This window comes from Lysinibacillus sp. NPDC097231 (genome assembly GCF_044761885.1).
Taxonomy (GTDB): Bacteria; Bacillota; Bacilli; order Bacillales_A; family Planococcaceae; genus Lysinibacillus.
The window spans coordinates 68,926-84,391 of record NZ_JBIWDH010000001.1 but is presented as its reverse complement, the minus strand read 5'-3'; the positions used below and the strand labels follow the sequence as shown (position 1 = coordinate 84,391).

15 protein-coding genes and 1 riboswitch are annotated in these 15,466 nt (G+C 37.4%); of the genes, 12 read left to right on the top strand and 3 right to left on the bottom strand.

The annotated features are described in order from the left end of the window. The first annotated feature begins 142 nt into the window (after positions 1 to 142). From glpK to ACIQXF_RS00445, 7 genes are all read left to right on the top strand, one after another. Positions 143 to 1,636 (top strand): glycerol kinase GlpK, encoded by a 1,494-nt coding sequence (gene glpK, locus ACIQXF_RS00475; protein WP_402777575.1) that lies wholly within the window; start codon positions 143 to 145, stop codon positions 1,634 to 1,636. A gap of 17 nt (positions 1,637 to 1,653) precedes the next feature. Continuing rightward, on the top strand, positions 1,654 to 3,300 hold the full coding sequence (locus ACIQXF_RS00470) for a glycerol-3-phosphate dehydrogenase/oxidase (protein WP_402777572.1): 1,647 nt from the start codon (positions 1,654 to 1,656) through the stop codon (positions 3,298 to 3,300). A gap of 2 nt (positions 3,301 to 3,302) precedes the next feature. Next, positions 3,303 to 4,220, top strand: a complete 918-nt coding sequence (locus ACIQXF_RS00465) for an alpha/beta fold hydrolase (protein WP_402777569.1) — start codon at positions 3,303 to 3,305, stop codon at positions 4,218 to 4,220. Beyond that, positions 4,207 to 5,109 (top strand): tRNA (adenosine(37)-N6)-dimethylallyltransferase MiaA, encoded by a 903-nt coding sequence (miaA, locus tag ACIQXF_RS00460; protein ID WP_402777566.1) that lies wholly within the window; start codon positions 4,207 to 4,209, stop codon positions 5,107 to 5,109. Before ACIQXF_RS00465 ends, miaA begins: the two co-directional genes overlap by 14 nt. A 302-nt stretch (positions 5,110 to 5,411) precedes the next feature. Further along, positions 5,412 to 5,642 carry an RNA chaperone Hfq gene (hfq, locus tag ACIQXF_RS00455; RefSeq protein ID WP_402777563.1) on the top strand — a complete coding sequence of 77 codons (231 nt, stop codon included), beginning with the start codon at positions 5,412 to 5,414 and terminating at the stop codon, positions 5,640 to 5,642. A 97-nt stretch (positions 5,643 to 5,739) separates the two neighbouring features. Next, positions 5,740 to 6,042 carry a rhodanese-like domain-containing protein gene (locus tag ACIQXF_RS00450; RefSeq protein ID WP_402777560.1) on the top strand — a complete coding sequence of 101 codons (303 nt, stop codon included), beginning with the start codon at positions 5,740 to 5,742 and terminating at the stop codon, positions 6,040 to 6,042. A 229-nt stretch (positions 6,043 to 6,271) separates the two neighbouring features. Then, on the top strand, positions 6,272 to 7,141 hold the full coding sequence (locus tag ACIQXF_RS00445; RefSeq protein ID WP_402777557.1) for a DMT family transporter: 870 nt from the start codon (positions 6,272 to 6,274) through the stop codon (positions 7,139 to 7,141). Positions 7,142 to 7,349: 208 nt separating this feature from the next. Here the strand turns inward: ACIQXF_RS00445 and ACIQXF_RS00440 are convergent, their stop codons facing one another. Beyond that, the gene (locus ACIQXF_RS00440; protein WP_402777554.1) at positions 7,350 to 8,234 is read right to left on the bottom strand and encodes an alpha/beta fold hydrolase; all 885 of its coding nucleotides are present in this window, start codon (positions 8,232 to 8,234) and stop codon (positions 7,350 to 7,352) included. 183 nt (positions 8,235 to 8,417) lie between these two features. Between ACIQXF_RS00440 and ACIQXF_RS00435 the strand changes: the two genes are divergently transcribed. Beyond that, positions 8,418 to 8,933 carry a TetR/AcrR family transcriptional regulator gene (locus ACIQXF_RS00435; protein WP_402777551.1) on the top strand — a complete coding sequence of 172 codons (516 nt, stop codon included), beginning with the start codon at positions 8,418 to 8,420 and terminating at the stop codon, positions 8,931 to 8,933. Positions 8,934 to 9,082: 149 nt separating this feature from the next. Then, positions 9,083 to 10,546, top strand: a complete 1,464-nt coding sequence (locus tag ACIQXF_RS00430) for an alpha/beta hydrolase family protein (protein WP_402777549.1) — start codon at positions 9,083 to 9,085, stop codon at positions 10,544 to 10,546. Positions 10,547 to 10,808: 262 nt separating this feature from the next. Here the strand turns inward: ACIQXF_RS00430 and ACIQXF_RS00425 are convergent, their stop codons facing one another. Next, positions 10,809 to 11,258, bottom strand: a complete 450-nt coding sequence (locus ACIQXF_RS00425) for a MarR family winged helix-turn-helix transcriptional regulator (protein WP_402777546.1) — start codon at positions 11,256 to 11,258, stop codon at positions 10,809 to 10,811. Positions 11,259 to 11,657: 399 nt separating this feature from the next. Then, positions 11,658 to 11,834, top strand: a riboswitch (cobalamin riboswitch). Positions 11,835 to 11,949: 115 nt separating this feature from the next. Between ACIQXF_RS00425 and cobT the strand changes: the two genes are divergently transcribed. Then, positions 11,950 to 13,011, top strand: coding sequence for a nicotinate-nucleotide--dimethylbenzimidazole phosphoribosyltransferase (cobT, locus tag ACIQXF_RS00420; protein WP_402777543.1), 1,062 nt, complete (start codon positions 11,950 to 11,952; stop codon positions 13,009 to 13,011). Positions 13,012 to 13,066: 55 nt separating this feature from the next. On the opposite strand, the gene ACIQXF_RS00415 is transcribed toward cobT, so the two are convergent. Continuing rightward, the gene (locus ACIQXF_RS00415) at positions 13,067 to 13,672 is read right to left on the bottom strand and encodes a trimeric intracellular cation channel family protein (RefSeq protein ID WP_402777540.1); all 606 of its coding nucleotides are present in this window, start codon (positions 13,670 to 13,672) and stop codon (positions 13,067 to 13,069) included. Positions 13,673 to 13,938: 266 nt separating this feature from the next. Between ACIQXF_RS00415 and ACIQXF_RS00410 the strand changes: the two genes are divergently transcribed. Next, on the top strand, positions 13,939 to 15,189 hold the full coding sequence (locus ACIQXF_RS00410) for a methionine gamma-lyase family protein (protein WP_402778248.1): 1,251 nt from the start codon (positions 13,939 to 13,941) through the stop codon (positions 15,187 to 15,189). A gap of 95 nt (positions 15,190 to 15,284) precedes the next feature. Beyond that, a partial coding sequence (locus ACIQXF_RS00405) for a hypothetical protein (RefSeq protein ID WP_402777537.1) occupies positions 15,285 to 15,466 on the top strand: 182 nt, incomplete at its 3' end.

Here is a 15,466-nt window from a genome sequence, read left to right as displayed (position 1 = left end):
TGACCTGCATCGGTAAAAACGCCACGTCCTGTGGCATTACCGAAATGACCGACATCGTGTCAGCCCTCGTGCAGGCCTAAGCACAAAGCCGATTCCAGACGCAATTATGCAAGAGGCATAATTGATAAAAGGGGGAGAATGAATGGGTGAGTTTATTTTAGCCATTGATCAGGGAACAACGAGTTCAAGAGCGATTTTGTTCGATAAAAAAGGTGAAATTGTTCATGTTGCGCAAAAGGAATTTCAACAATATTTTCCGAAGGCTGGTTGGGTTGAGCATAACGCCAACGAGATTTGGGGTTCCATTCTTGCAGTCATTGCGGCTGTTTTAACAGAAAGTGGACATGAAGCTAGTGAAGTGCATGCTATTGGGATAACAAATCAACGTGAAACAACGGTAGTATGGGATAAACATACGGGGCAGCCAGTTTACAATGCAATTGTCTGGCAGTCCCGACAAACACAGGACATTGTAAATGAGTTGAAGGACCAAGGCTATGAAGAGCTCTTTCAGCAAAAAACGGGATTGCGTTTAGATGCTTATTTTTCAGCAACAAAAATTAAGTGGATTTTAGACAATGTTGACGGTGCACGAGCGATGGCAGAAAACGGAGATTTATTATTTGGTACGATTGATTCTTGGATTGTTTGGAGATTATCAAAAGGAATGGCACATATTACGGATTATTCTAATGCATCTCGTACTTTACTATATAATATCCACGACTTGAAGTGGGATGAAGAACTTTGCAAGCTATTAGATATTCCAATGTCAATGTTACCAGAGGTGAAAGATTCTTCAGAAATTTATACAAAGACGACGCCAAGCATCTTCTTTGGTGAGGAAATCCCGATTGCCGGAATAGCTGGTGATCAGCAGGCTGCGCTTTTTGGTCAAACATGCTTTGCCAAGGGCATGGCTAAAAATACGTATGGCACAGGCTGTTTTATGTTATTGAATACTGGTGAGCAAGCTGTTAAATCAGAAAATGGTTTATTGACAACCATTGCTTGGGGTATTGATGGCAAAGTGACTTATGCCTTGGAGGGTAGTGTGTTTGTTGCAGGCTCAGCAATTCAGTGGCTTCGAGACGGTCTTCGCATGATTCGCACTGCAGAGGATTCTGAAACGTATGCAGAAAAGGTGGAGAACACTGATGGTGTATATGTTGTGCCTGCATTTGTAGGTTTAGGGACTCCGTATTGGGATACTGATGCACGAGGAGCCATTTTTGGATTAACGCGAGGGACTTCCAAAGAGCATTTCATCCGTGCGACCCTTGAATCACTAGCCTATCAAACAAAGGATGTACTGGATGCAATGGAGGAAGCTGCGGGTACGCCTATTGAGGTGCTAAGGGTAGATGGTGGAGCTGTAGGTAATCAATTGCTTATGCAGTTCCAAAGTGATATTTTACAGTTAAAGGTAGAACTAGCAAAGCTTAATGAGTCGACAGCGCTTGGAGCAGCTTATTTAGCAGGGCTTGCGACGAATTTTTGGCCGAATAAGGAGGCATTATCCGAATTGTGGGTGAATGGGCAAACTTATCAACCAAAAATGGAAGCAGAAATTGGAGCGGCACTTTACGTGGGCTGGCAGAAAGCAGTAGAGGCTACACGTATTTTCAAATCATAGCTAATAGGGGGTAAGGTATGTTTTCATTTGAGCATCGTCCTAAAATTATGCATTTTTTAGAGCAATATAGCTTTGACGTATTAGTCATTGGTGGTGGCATTACAGGTGCTGGCATTGCCCTTGATGCGGCATCAAGGGGATTATCTGTCGCTTTGATTGAGATGCAGGATTTTTCTGCTGGCACATCTAGCCGTTCTACAAAGCTTATTCACGGTGGACTGCGTTATTTAAAACAACTTGATGTTGGTGTAGTCGCAGAGGTTGGTCGTGAGCGTGAAATCGTATACGACAATGCTGTTCACGTGACAACGCCTGAAAAAATGCTATTACCATTATACAAAAAGGGCTCACTTGGACCGTTTACAACATCGGTGGCGTTGAGAGTATATGATCGATTAGCAGGTGTGAAAAAGCATGAGCGTAGAACAATGCTGAGCGCCCAGGAAACTGCAGCACTAGAGCCTTTACTTAATCAGGATGAGCTGGTCGGTGGTGGTTATTATGTTGAATATCGGACAGATGATGCCCGTCTGACAATGGAAGTGCTAAAAAAGGCAGTGGAATACGGGGCGCTTTGTATAAATTATACGGAGATGACAGGGTTTATATATCATAAGAAAAAGCTTGTTGGGGCACAAGTAACAGATCAAGTAACAGGGAAAATGATAGAAGTGCATGCTGCACAAATCGTCAATGCTACGGGACCTTGGGTGGATGAGGTCCGACAAAAAGATAAAGTAGTGGACAAAAAACAATTACGTCTTACAAAAGGAGTCCATATTGTTCTTGACCAAAAGGATTTTCCATTAAGCCAAGCAGTATATTTTGATATTGCGGATGGGCGCATGGCATTTGCTATTCCACGTGATGGCAAAACCTATGTAGGAACAACAGATACGGTTTATGAGGGAGATCCCGTACATCCGGTCGCTACCCAAGAGGACGTTGATTATTTAATCGTAGCTACTAAAACTGTCTTCCCAACAGCAAATATTTCAAGAGAAACAATTGAATCATCATGGGCAGGCGTGCGTCCACTTATTTTTGAAAAAGGAAAGAATCCATCTGAAATTTCAAGAAAAGATGAACTCTGGACGGCTCCAAGTGGATTAATGACAATAGCTGGTGGCAAACTAACTGGCTACCGTCAAATGGCAGAAACAATCGTTGATAAAATTGTGAAAACACATAAATTTAAGCACGCAAGTCCATGTGTGACGCGCGAGTTATCGCTTTCCGGAGCAAAAGGCATTAACGCCATCAATTTTCCGGATTATATAGCATATAAAGCAAGAGAGGGCGTTCAATATGGCCTTAATTATGATGAAGCAAAGCAGCTCGTACAAAAATATGGCACAAATGTAGATGCATTGTTCGATCAGGTGAAATATTTGCATGAGCATGGAAGTACGATGCCCCTTGCTTTACATGCAATGCTCCTTTATGGGATTGAAGCTGAAATGGTTTACACACCAAGCGATTTCTTTATTCGTCGCACGGGTTTGCTATACTTTGATATTGATGCGGTACAACGTTATAAGCAACAGGTTATTCAAGTATTGCAGCAACGCTTTCATTACACAGAATCACAAAGAAACACGTACATTGCTCAATTAGAGCAAGCTATTTTAGATGCGACTAATTTTGCTGAGGAAGGAGTGTAAGTATGGAGCGTTATTTAGAAATGTCAGATGGTCAATTTGTGTTTACTCGCACATTAAGGCCATCGGATTCTTGTATTGGCCATATTCATATTTTGCATGGGATGGCGGAACATAGTGGCCGTTATGTAAAATTTGCACATGTTCTCAATGCAGCAGGCTATGCAGTGACAATGCATGATCACCGAGGACATGGTGAAACAGCGGCTTATAATGGTACACTAGGCTTTTTTGCTGAAGACAATGGTTTTGACCGTGTTGTAGAAGACGCACACGAAGTAGTGACCACTTTACATGCACAGTTTGCAGACGTGCCCTTGATTTTATTTGGTCATAGTATGGGGTCTTTTATCACTAGAAGGTTTATTCAATTGTATAGCGATAATGTTGAATATGTGATTTTATGCGGAACAGGAAATGTAACAGCATTGCATTCAATGGGAAATTTAGTCGCAAAAGCATTGGCCAAGCAGCTTGGGAAAGAGACAGAGAGCAAGTTGTTAAATAAACTGAGCTTCGGCAGTTTCAATAAGCAGTTTCCAAATTCGAAGACCGAGTATGATTGGTTATGTTCGGTAGACGATGAAGTGCAACAATATATGGAGGATCCGTATTGTGGCTTTATCCCAACAAATCAATTTTTTGTGGATTTAACAACCGGCTTTATGGCGTTAAATAGTAAAAAGGAGATTGCAAAAGTAAAGAAAGACTTACCAATTTTATTGATAAGTGGTAGCAAGGATCCAGTCGGAGATCAGGGACGAGGCGTATATACTGTTGCTGAACAGTTTGCAGCAGCAGGTTTACAGGATGTGACGGTTTACTTATTTGAAGATAAGCGCCATGAAATCTTGAACGAGGATAATCAAGAGGCGGTCTATCAAGTTTTATTACGGTGGTTAGAAAAATATGATACAAGATAAAATACAGCAGGCAGAGGTCGTAGCAATCGTTGGGCCAACTGCTTCTGGCAAAACAGCATTAAGCATTGAGTTAGCGAAAAAATATAATGGAGAAATCATTAACGGTGATTCCATGCAAGTCTATAAAGGCTTAGATATTGGTACAGCGAAGATTACCGAGGAAGAGATGGAGGGAGTGCCACATCATTTACTTAGCTTCAAGGAGCCAACAGAGTCCTTCTCAGTAGCTGAATATCAAAAATTAGTGCGTGCAAAGATTGCAGAAATTCAAGCACGCAATAAGCTACCGATTATTGTAGGGGGCTCGGGTTTATATGTACAGGCAGTGCTCTATGATTTTCAATTTACAGAAGAGCAGGTAGATGAGGTTGCACGAAAAGCCTATTATGATGAACTGGAGAAATTATGCCCAGAAGCTATGCATGCTAGGCTTAAAAAACTTGATCCACAAACGGCGGAGACCATTCACCCAAATAATACGCGTCGTGTCATACGTGCGTTAGAGATGATTGAGCTAAGCGGTGTATCGAAAGCATCCGAGGCACAGAATCGTGGGGAAGTCCCTCTCTATAACCATGTCATTTTAGGACTTGGGCAAAATATGCCACGTGAAGAGCTTTATGATCGAATAAACCGCCGTGTCGATTTGATGATGGACAAAGGTCTTTTAGAGGAAGTAAAAGGCTTATGGCATCAAAATATTCGAGGTGTGCAGTCCATTCAAGCGATTGGCTATAAGGAAATATATGATTACCTTGATGGTAAGTGTTCTTTAGAAGAAGCGATTGACAGTTTACAACAAAACTCTCGCCGCTATGCTAAAAGACAGTTAACTTATTTCCGTAATAAAATGGATGTACAATTTCTTAGTAATGACGAACAACTTTAATCAATTACGCCTTGGCGTAATTGTGTCCGGATTTTGAATTGTGCTTGCACAATTTAAAATCCGTGACATCCGTCGGGGACTTTATCTTCATTCAGCTATATTTATACTAGGGTGAAAAGAATAATATTGCATTCAAGCATATTTTTATTAATGATATTCTTCTGTGACTAATATTTCTCCATTATTTGTAAAATGATTTTTGCTGAATGAAGAAAAATTGCTAAAAATTACTAATTGATAAATTGGTAGAACATGCTACTATAGGGATTAAGAGGTAGAAAGACAGTAGGGAGGCATTTTTGATGAAATCAATTAATTTGCAAGATACGTTCTTGAACCATCTACGTAAAAATAGTGTTTTTGTAACTGTGTTTCTGTTAAACGGATTTCAGTTAAAAGGAACTGTAAAATCCTATGATAATTTTACAGTTTTATTAGTAGATGCTGAAAGCAAACAGCATCTTATTTACAAACACGCAATTTCTACATTTGTTCCAGCAAAGCAAGTAGATTTTTTAGAAACAGAAGGCTAGAAAAAATAGTAAAACAGTTAGTGTTCATGACACTAGCTGTTTTTTTGTCTTCGGGCTATAATGTAAGAGGAAATTGACATATTGGAGGACAAGACATATGAAAGCAATGGATACAACTCAATTATTAGAATTATTAGATGCGAACGAAGACCTATACATTATTGATGTTCGTGAAGATGATGAAGTGGCACAAGGTATGATTCCTGGTGCTAAGCATATTGCTCTTGGGACAATCCCTGAGCGCTTAGATGAATTAGATGCTTCGAAGCCATACATTATCGTTTGTAAGGCTGGAGGTCGCTCAGCAAATGCTTGTGCATACCTAGAAGCGCAAGGCTTTGATGTGACAAACCTTGAAGGTGGCATGCTTGCCTATGATGGAGAGTTAGAATTTAAGTAATGGTTAATGAGAACCCTCGTGTTGAACGAGGGTTTTTTATCGTTTAAAAGTTAAAATGTGTTAATATTAGAACATATAAGGAGGGATTCGTATGTTTCGACCAATAGCACCCCCAACAATGTCTTTACAGTAGAATCTGCTGTTTAGGCATTCAATAAAAGCTTGCTAATTCTCAATAGATTCTACTGTATATCGATGACTATATACATGTAGAAAGTAGGAATTAGAAATGAGCGGTAAACTATCTTTTATTTTATCAATGATTATTTTTGGAGCTGTCGGTGTTTTTGCAAGATATATTCAGCTGCCTTCAAGTGAAATTGCCTTATGGATGAGTCTCATTGGCTCTTGTTTTTTACTGGTGATTTTCTTTTATAAGAAAGAAAGATTTGCAAAAATATCCATTTTGCAGAATATCTGGCCTTTAGTCCTTTCCAGCTTAGCCTTGTGTGGTAATTGGATTTTTCTATTCCAAGCGTATAAGGAGACTACTATTGCTAATGCTGCTTTAAGCTACTACTTTGCTCCAGTTTTAGTTATTTGTTTGTCGCCTATAATTTTGAAAGAAAAAATATCAGTGAGAAAAATTTTTTATGTTGGTGTGGCTCTAGTAGGACTGTTTTTTATAGTTCAAAGCCAAACTACTGGAACGAGCGAACATTATATCGGTATTGTATATGGACTGATTGCAGCTTGTTTCTATACAATAGTCACATTTACAAATAAGTATATTCGTGGATTGAAAGAGCCCGAAAATACGATTATTCAACTTGCATTAGCGGCGTTATTCCTTGCTCTTTATCTTTTTGGAACAAGTGGCTTCCAAGTAATGCAAATTGATATAAAATCAATTAGTTTGTTGATAGCATTGGGCATTGTCCATGCGGGAATTGGCTTCTATCTGTTCTTTTTTGGAATGCGCCATCTAAAAGGGCAAAGTATAGCTATTCTAAGCTATATTGATCCACTGACATCATTAGTGATTTCGACGATGATTATAGGAGAAAAAATGACGATCCTACAAATAATCGGCGCTATTCTTCTACTTGGCGCAACATTTCTGAGTGAAATAAATAAAACAAAGCGAATTCCACAGTAATTAATGAATAGAATAAGAAGCCCCCTTTTGTTTGGCGAAAGGGGGCTTTTCTAGATCATAATAAAGAAGTGAAAAATTAGCAATGTCAGTGACTACCCTTAAGAATCGAGTAGGGTGTGTGGGTGCAGTAGATTCAAATGTGAGCGGTCTAACTTATAACAAGAAGAAATGAAAAAACTAGCTAAGTATTACCTATTTTAGTAAAGTTCTAGAATTCCTTTATTTCATTACTGTTTGAAAAAATAGAACCATTCAAAGAATTTACAATCAAATTAAAGGTGTCAGACCTTGTCCACTGGGGAAAATGGGCAGTGTTTTTTATACTGAAATAGACTTTAGGAGATGCAATACTTCGATAAAAATCAAAAACTATTTCGGAGGAAGCATGATAATCATACTCACCTTCGATAAAAGCTATTGGAACCTTAAAATTTTTATAAGCTGAAAAATCAATTTCTGATACTTCGTGCCATAACTTAACTATGGACTGCTCAGAGCCTTTTAGTCGTTTTATACAATCCATTAATGAATAGTTTTTGGAAAAAATAAAATAGCGATATAATGATAAATACGTACTTTTTCCATAAAGAGAAACACCTTGCTTGATTAGTTGACTCATTAAAAACATTAAATCAGAATACCAATTATCTTGATTAAACTTTGTGTTTAGAGAAGAAATTCTATTTTTAAGACGATGATTATCAACATGACTTACAATGTATTCTTTACTTTTTTTAAACATTTTTTGCGAACAAATAACTTGTCCAACTCCAATATAAAAATGTATCAATTCTGGATATGAAATAATGAATTTCATTCCAATAATGCTTCCCCATGAATGTCCCATTAAGCATATTTTCTCTTGTTTGAATTCAACAAGGAGTTTTTCAATTAAGACCTTCAAGTCAAGTACAAAATCATTTATAGTAATATGTTCCTCTTCTCTAAATTTATAGTATGACTTTCCAGCACCCCTTTGCTCCCAAATGATTAAAGTATAGTTTTCGGATAAATCAAAATTAAAATGTTCAACAAGAGGTAGGGCAGCATCACCAGGTCCGCCATGTAAATATATTAAAATAGGATTATCCAAATTAGTACTTACTACTTGAACATATTGGTTAACACCATTTATGTGATACCATTTGCAGTAATTATACATTTTATCTCCCTACTTTCGTTGACACAGATGTGTCATGTAATTATAGTCTATATATGAAATAATTGATTTGCAATCAATGGAAACACATTGGTAGAAAGTGTGTCAGGAGAAAAAATGGGAAAAAAAGAAGATATAATTAATGGTCTATTTTCTGTGATGGAAAAATATGAATTTTCGCTAATTACTGTTACCCAAATATCGCAGGAAGCTAGCGTAGGAAGAAAAACCTTTTATAGATATTTTAAAAATAAAGAAGAAGTGCTAGAGGAATCTATAAATTTATTATTCTTAGAGTATTCCTCCTTTCAAGAGAATTATTTTTCTTCTAAATATGAAGTGTTAATTCATAATCATTTTTCATTTTGGAGTAATCATTTAACATTTCTTAAACTTATGTATAACAACGAACTAATGTTATATATATTTAAGCAATATCAAAGGTCTGTTCCTAAGCTTAATAAAAATTATTTAACTGATAAAGAATTGAATCATATTACTGCAAAATATGCCAATGCATTTACTGTTGGCATATTTTGGTCAATGCTTTACACATGGATAGAGAATGGAGCAAAAGAATCTCCCGCTGAATTAGCAAGTACTTGTATACAGTTTTTACAAAATAGAGTATAAGAAAACATAAACTATATTGGGGGTTGTCCATGCTGGGATCTAACTCCCCAAAGCCTTTTCTTATCGTCTGCTCCCAAAAAATTGACATTTAGACTCATGCGACTTATAGTTAAGTATAGTTAACTAAACTAAAATAGGAGTTGATTTTATTGAGGTTGTTTGAAGGTATATTAATTGCAGTACATATTTTCTGGCTTTTTTCTTTTTTGTTTAGATTTAATGCAAAGATAAAAATAATCACTAATGTCATCGCACTTATCCTATTGGTTATTCATTTGGACCTAGAGGGTTACCGATGGCAAATGGGATTAACCTATATGTTATTTAGTCTTTTAACTGTGTTCACAATGAAGCCATTCATACAAAGGAACGCGGAAAAAGGCACACTTGAAAGCGTGAAAAATAAAAGGAAGGTCAAAAAGCTTTCCTATATTTCGTTTATTGTCACTTATTCGTTCAGTAGCTTTGGTTTAGTCATTGTCATGCCTGTATTTCAACTTCCAAAGCCAACAGGTCCTTTTGAAGTAGGTATGAACTCAAGGTATTTGATAGATGAATCCAGACACGACTTAGAACAAAAAGATCGAGAATTAATGATACAAATATGGTATCCAGCAGAGGTGAAAGATGATACGAAGGATATTCATTATGAATCCTTTCCTTACGAAGAATGGTCAGGAACGATGGAATTCATTTTTTCTGTTCCTCGCTCTGTATTCGAGTATTTGAAGTATGGGCAAACTAACAGCATAAAAGATATAGCAGTATCCAAACAAGAAGTTAACTTTCCGGTTCTTTTATTTTCTCATGGATTTGGCAGTACTAGATTGCAAAATTTTTCCCAAATGGAGGAGTTGGCAAGTTATGGATACGTTGTTGTCAGCGTTGATCATACGAATGATGCAGCCTATACGAAGTTCCCAGATGGACGGGAAATCATGAATCAAACAGACGCATATTCTTATTCATTTAATATTGAAGATGAGAAAGATGTTAAAATGCGATCAAAAGATATGAGCTATGTTCTAGATCATTTAACAACGATAAATGATCAGGATCCTCATGGTTTGTTTACTGGAAAGATGGACATGGGTAGAATTGGTATATTTGGACATTCGTATGGAGGTTCAACAGCTGCTCAAGCATTGTTGGATGATAGCAGGATTTCTGCAGGAATCAACATAGATGGGCCTTTACATGAACCAGTGGCTAGCTCAGGATTTGAACAACCATTTATGTTTATTTTAGATGAAGATTATCTCTATATATCCGATGAAGAAATTCAATATACGAATATCACCCGGGAGGAATTTCAAAAGTATCACGATAAAATTACAGAGCTTGCTGATTTTCACTATAAAGAGGGAATAAAGGGAGATACTTTTATGCTTACTTTTATAGCAGGAGATCATTATACTTTTACAGATTTCCCTTTTCTATCTCCTTTATTATCATGGAATATTGATATAAATCAATTCCATCAAGTTATGAATTGGTACATATTAGCTTTCTTTGACCACTATGTGAAAGGAGAAGAGCCTAATCCATTGCTTAAGAAAGAGAAAATGGAGGATAAGTTTTACTATTATAAAACCAATATTAAAAATGATTGACAGAATATAATAATGAGCATACAGTTAAGTTTATCAAACTAAATAAATGTATCTACACGTATTTTGTTATAAAAAGCAAGCAAGCAGGGAAGTTAAATTAACGAGAAATTTGTTCTAAAATAAGCTCACCAGAGTTGCATATGATTGTTTCAAAATTTAAACACGTCGAAAAGAAAAACTCCTTTATAATAGATGGAGAGGTGATTGCTTGTCCAAATCTATTATAAAGGAGACCTTATGGGTAAAAACTTCACTAGTTATCTTAACTTCCTTGGTTATTTTTAGTCCCGACAATCTTATTTAATGTATCAAGAACATTATTTAACTCTTTTAAGCTTACTTTCGAGTAATATTTTTCTACAAGAATGTTGTCAATTTTTTTAAGAAGCTGACGAAACTCTTGCCCCCTATCCCCAAGATAAATAAAGGTCTCTCTACGGTTTATTGAATTTTCTTGACGATATATCATTTTCATTTCTTCAAGCTTTGAAATTACTTGGCTGACCGCACTTTTAGAAATATCAAAATGATTTGCAATATCTTTAGCAATTACCGGCTCATTGTGAATAATATAAGACATTATAATTTCTTGTTGAGGAGTTAAGTGAAAGTTCTCTAATTCCTCAACCTCTTTTGTTTCTTGTAAAACTAACAACCTGAATTGTTCGAATTTTTGATTAATTTTGTCTGTAATAATTAAATAATCATGCACTGATTTATCATCCCTAATTCATTTTAAAGGTTTATAATTAAGTTAATATTACTTAACTATTATATATTTGTCAATTATTAAGGATATTCGGAAAATATGAAAAAAATTTAACTAACTCTAATCATATTTATTTAAATAGAACTTTATACAATCGATCCATTACGTGATAGTGAGTTAAAATATTTAGCCCCTCTTGTCTCCGTTGATTGTTGAACCGCTTGGATAAATTTGCTTTTATATTGTATGTAGTACTAAGGAATGGTTGATATCCAGATTTTCTTTGCCAGAAAATCTTTAAAATTAATTGTGACAATGGATGTATGTAACTCAGCAATGGAAAGAAATATATAATTTCACTAATCCATTGACACTAAAAACACTTTGTCGTAAATTTAAAATAATTGCATAAAAGCATTAGGTGCCCATTGCGGGAGAATAGGGAATGAAGTGAAAAGCTTTAGCGGTCCCACCACTGTAAAAGGGAGTTTCATAGAGAATGCCACTAGCAAAGTTCTGGGAAGGTTCTATGAAATGTTGAAATTGAGCCAGGAGACCTGCCTAATTGCTTCGTATTATATAGACGATGGAAAAGTCTGTAGTTTATTTGTTATGAAATAAACTACAGGCTTTTTATTTTTTTCTCTAAATCATTCTTCGAGTAACAAGGGCAAAAAAGAAAGGGGAAATTTTCATGCAATTATTACAACAGACGATTCAAAACATTCAAAGTACTGACTACAAAATGATGGAAAAAGCAAGGGAACGCATTGATGCGCTTTGCAAGCCTCCTAGCAGCTTAGGGAAATTGGAGTCTCTTGCAGTGCAACTATCAGGAATTACAGGTGAACTATTTCCTACGATTGATAACAAAGCAATTATTGTCTGTGCGGCAGATCATGGTGTTTGTGATGAAGGGGTGACCTCAAATCCACAAAATGTGACGGTCTTTCAAACATTAAATTTTCCAAGAGGAGGAACAGGTGTCTGTGCTGTAGCGAAAATAACAAATGCAAAAATTGTTCCGGTAGACGTTGGTGTAAAAGAGGAGATTCCGCATGATGCTGGTGTCATCATAAAAAAGATTAAATATGGAACGGACAATATGGCAAAAGGTCCTGCAATGTCTAGGGAAGAAGCCATTCAATCAATTGAAGTAGGAATTGAGGTAGCTACAGAAGAAATAAAAAAAGGAGTCAATGTACTTGGGACAGGTGAAATGGGGATTGGTAATACAACACCGAGTGCTGCAATATTATCGGTCCTTCATGGTTGTCATCCACTTGAAGTGACAGGATTTGGTGCAGGTGTTGGGCCAGGGGGCATTGAGCATAAAGTAGAGGTCATTCACAATGCCATTCTATTAAACAAACCAAATCGCGAGGATGCTATTGATATTCTTGCAAAAATTGGTGGCTTAGAAATCGGCGCTATGGCAGGAGTCGTACTTGCCGCTGCGGCAAACCGCAAACCTGTTGTTATTGATGGTTTTATTTCTACCATTGCTGCCCTTATTGCCTACGAGTTAGAGCCAAAAGTAAAAGACTATATCATTCCATCTCATGCCTCTGAAGAACCAGGTGCTAAAATTGCTGCTGAATTACTTGGAGTTGAACCAATGCTTCATATGAATATGCGATTGGGAGAAGGCTCTGGTGCAGCTTTGGCCTTTCCTATTTTAGATGCAGCTTGCTCTATGATGAAAAATATGGCTACATTAGAGGAATCTATGGCTTTATTAAATCATTGCAGATAATGTATTTTTCATCAGTATGAAAAAATAAGCCCAAATCGCTATTTGGGCTTATTGGTTATGCTCGATTCAATTTCCGCAATGGCAAACGCCATTTCTTCATATATGAAAGTATTCTCAATGCTGTTATCACACCAAATAATACATATAAATAAATATCCCCTGACATCATTTCAAGCCCTACGATTAGCCCTGCTAGTGCTGCCCAAACACCATAGACTTCATCACGGAGTACTAATGGTTTTCGTCTAGCCAATAAATCTCGAACAATTCCACCACCGGAACCAGTTAAGACAGCAGCGACAATAACTGCACTAATAGGCATGTCGAGCTTCACTGCATAGAGGGCACCCTGAATGGCAAATGCCGATAAACCAATGGCATCTGTGAAGTTTCCCCAGCGATGCCAATGCTGAATAAGATGGTGTGGAAAGATAAAAAATATTGTAATCGCCGCCAGGGCAATTTGAAACATCATATCCTGTCCCCATAACGTTGTAACAGGCAGGCCTATGAGTAAGTTACGTATTGCTCCTCCACCAAAGGCAGTGACAATACCGAGTATATATACACCGAATAAATCGTATTCTTCCTCCATTGCAATTATTGCCCCGGAAATAGCAAAGGCAATTGTTCCGATAATACTAAAAACCTCCCAAGCCATCCCTTTCACCCCTTTTAGCAAATAATCATAAAGTTAAAGAAACTTCCAAACACAACAGAATCTATGAATTTTACAGCCAAAATCAGTAGTTAAACACTTTTTATGAAATATGTCCGCACATTAGCTTAGCGCATATTACGGATAGAAACAATAGGCAAGTTTTGCAGACGCATCTACAAATTGTTAAGATAATATAGGAATAAAGTGAATACTTCAATTAGAGGGTATATGTGCCCGCAATTGAACAAGTGAATGGAGAAAAATTAATGACTTTTACAACGAATTTAACAGAAGAAACATTAGCATTAGCTGCCAAAATAGAGAACAAGGTCCGTCCTTTTCATGCGAAGGTAGAGGAAATGGCATTCTTCAATCAACAAAAGGTGCTTGCGGCTTTTAGGAAGCATCAAGTAAGTGACTATCATTTACACCCTTCTAATGGATATGGTTATGATGATGAGGGGCGTGATAATTTAGAGCGTGTTTATGCAGAGGTTTTTGGAGCGGAGGCTACCATTGTACGTCCACAGATTATTTCGGGGACACATGCAATTACGCTTAGTCTATTCGGAGTGCTACGACCAGGTGATGAATTACTGTATATTTCAGGGCAACCGTACGATACATTACAATCCATTGTAGATGGTGGTGACAAGGATACTGGCTCATTAAAGGATTATAAAATCGGTTATCGTCATGTGGATTTAATTGATAATCAAACGATTGATTGGAACGGAGTAGCAGCTGCCATTACAGAGAATACAAAAATGATTGCGATTCAGCGTTCAAAAGGCTATGCCACACGCCCATCGTTTACAATTTCAGAAATTACGGAGATGTGTGCCAAGGTGCGTGAATTGGCGCCGCAGGCAGTTATTTTTGTAGATAACTGCTATGGTGAATTTGTAGAGGATCAGGAACCGACGGAGGTAGGTGCTGATTTAATGGCAGGCTCTCTGATTAAAAATCCAGGCGGGGGCTTAGCGAAAATTGGTGGTTATATTGCTGGCCGTGCAGATTTAGTAGAGAAATGTGCTTATCGTATGACATCACCAGGGATTGGTGCAGAAGCAGGTGCAACATTAAATACTCTTGGTGATTTCTATCAGGGCTTTTTCCTTGCACCACATGTAGTAGCACAAGCATTAAAAGGCGCTATTTTCACAGCTGCAATGCTAGAAGAAATCGGTATGACTACATCACCAAGCTATGAAGCTAGACGTACTGATTTAATTCAGTCTGTATCATTCCAAACAGCTGAACAAATGATTGCCTTTTGCCGTGAAATTCAAGCAAATTCACCAATCAATGCGCATTATGCACCTGAACCAGCGTATATGCCAGGTTATGAGGATGATGTCATTATGGCCGCAGGAACTTTTATTCAGGGCTCAAGTATTGAACTTACAGCAGACGGTCCCATCCGTCCACCATTTACGGCATTTATTCAGGGTGGTCTCACATATGAGCATGTAAAATTTGCGATTTGTAGCGCAGTACAGAAAATTCAGAAATAGGTAGGAGAAAATTATTGTGTCAATAAAAGAAGTGACCTATTGAATAAAATATGGTACTTCGGCAAAAAGAGGGGGGTGATTTCCGTTCCGACCGGGTGCTTAAGCAGAGGAAACGGCTCGGCGCTCGCTCACAGGAAGCTTTGCTCTGTGCGAAAGCGAAGCGGCAGCAACAAATGTTTTACTGTGCGAAAGCGAAGCGGCAGCAACAAATGTTTTACTGTGCGAAAGCGAAGCGGCAGCAACAAATGTTTTACTGTGCGAAAGCGAAGCGGCAGCG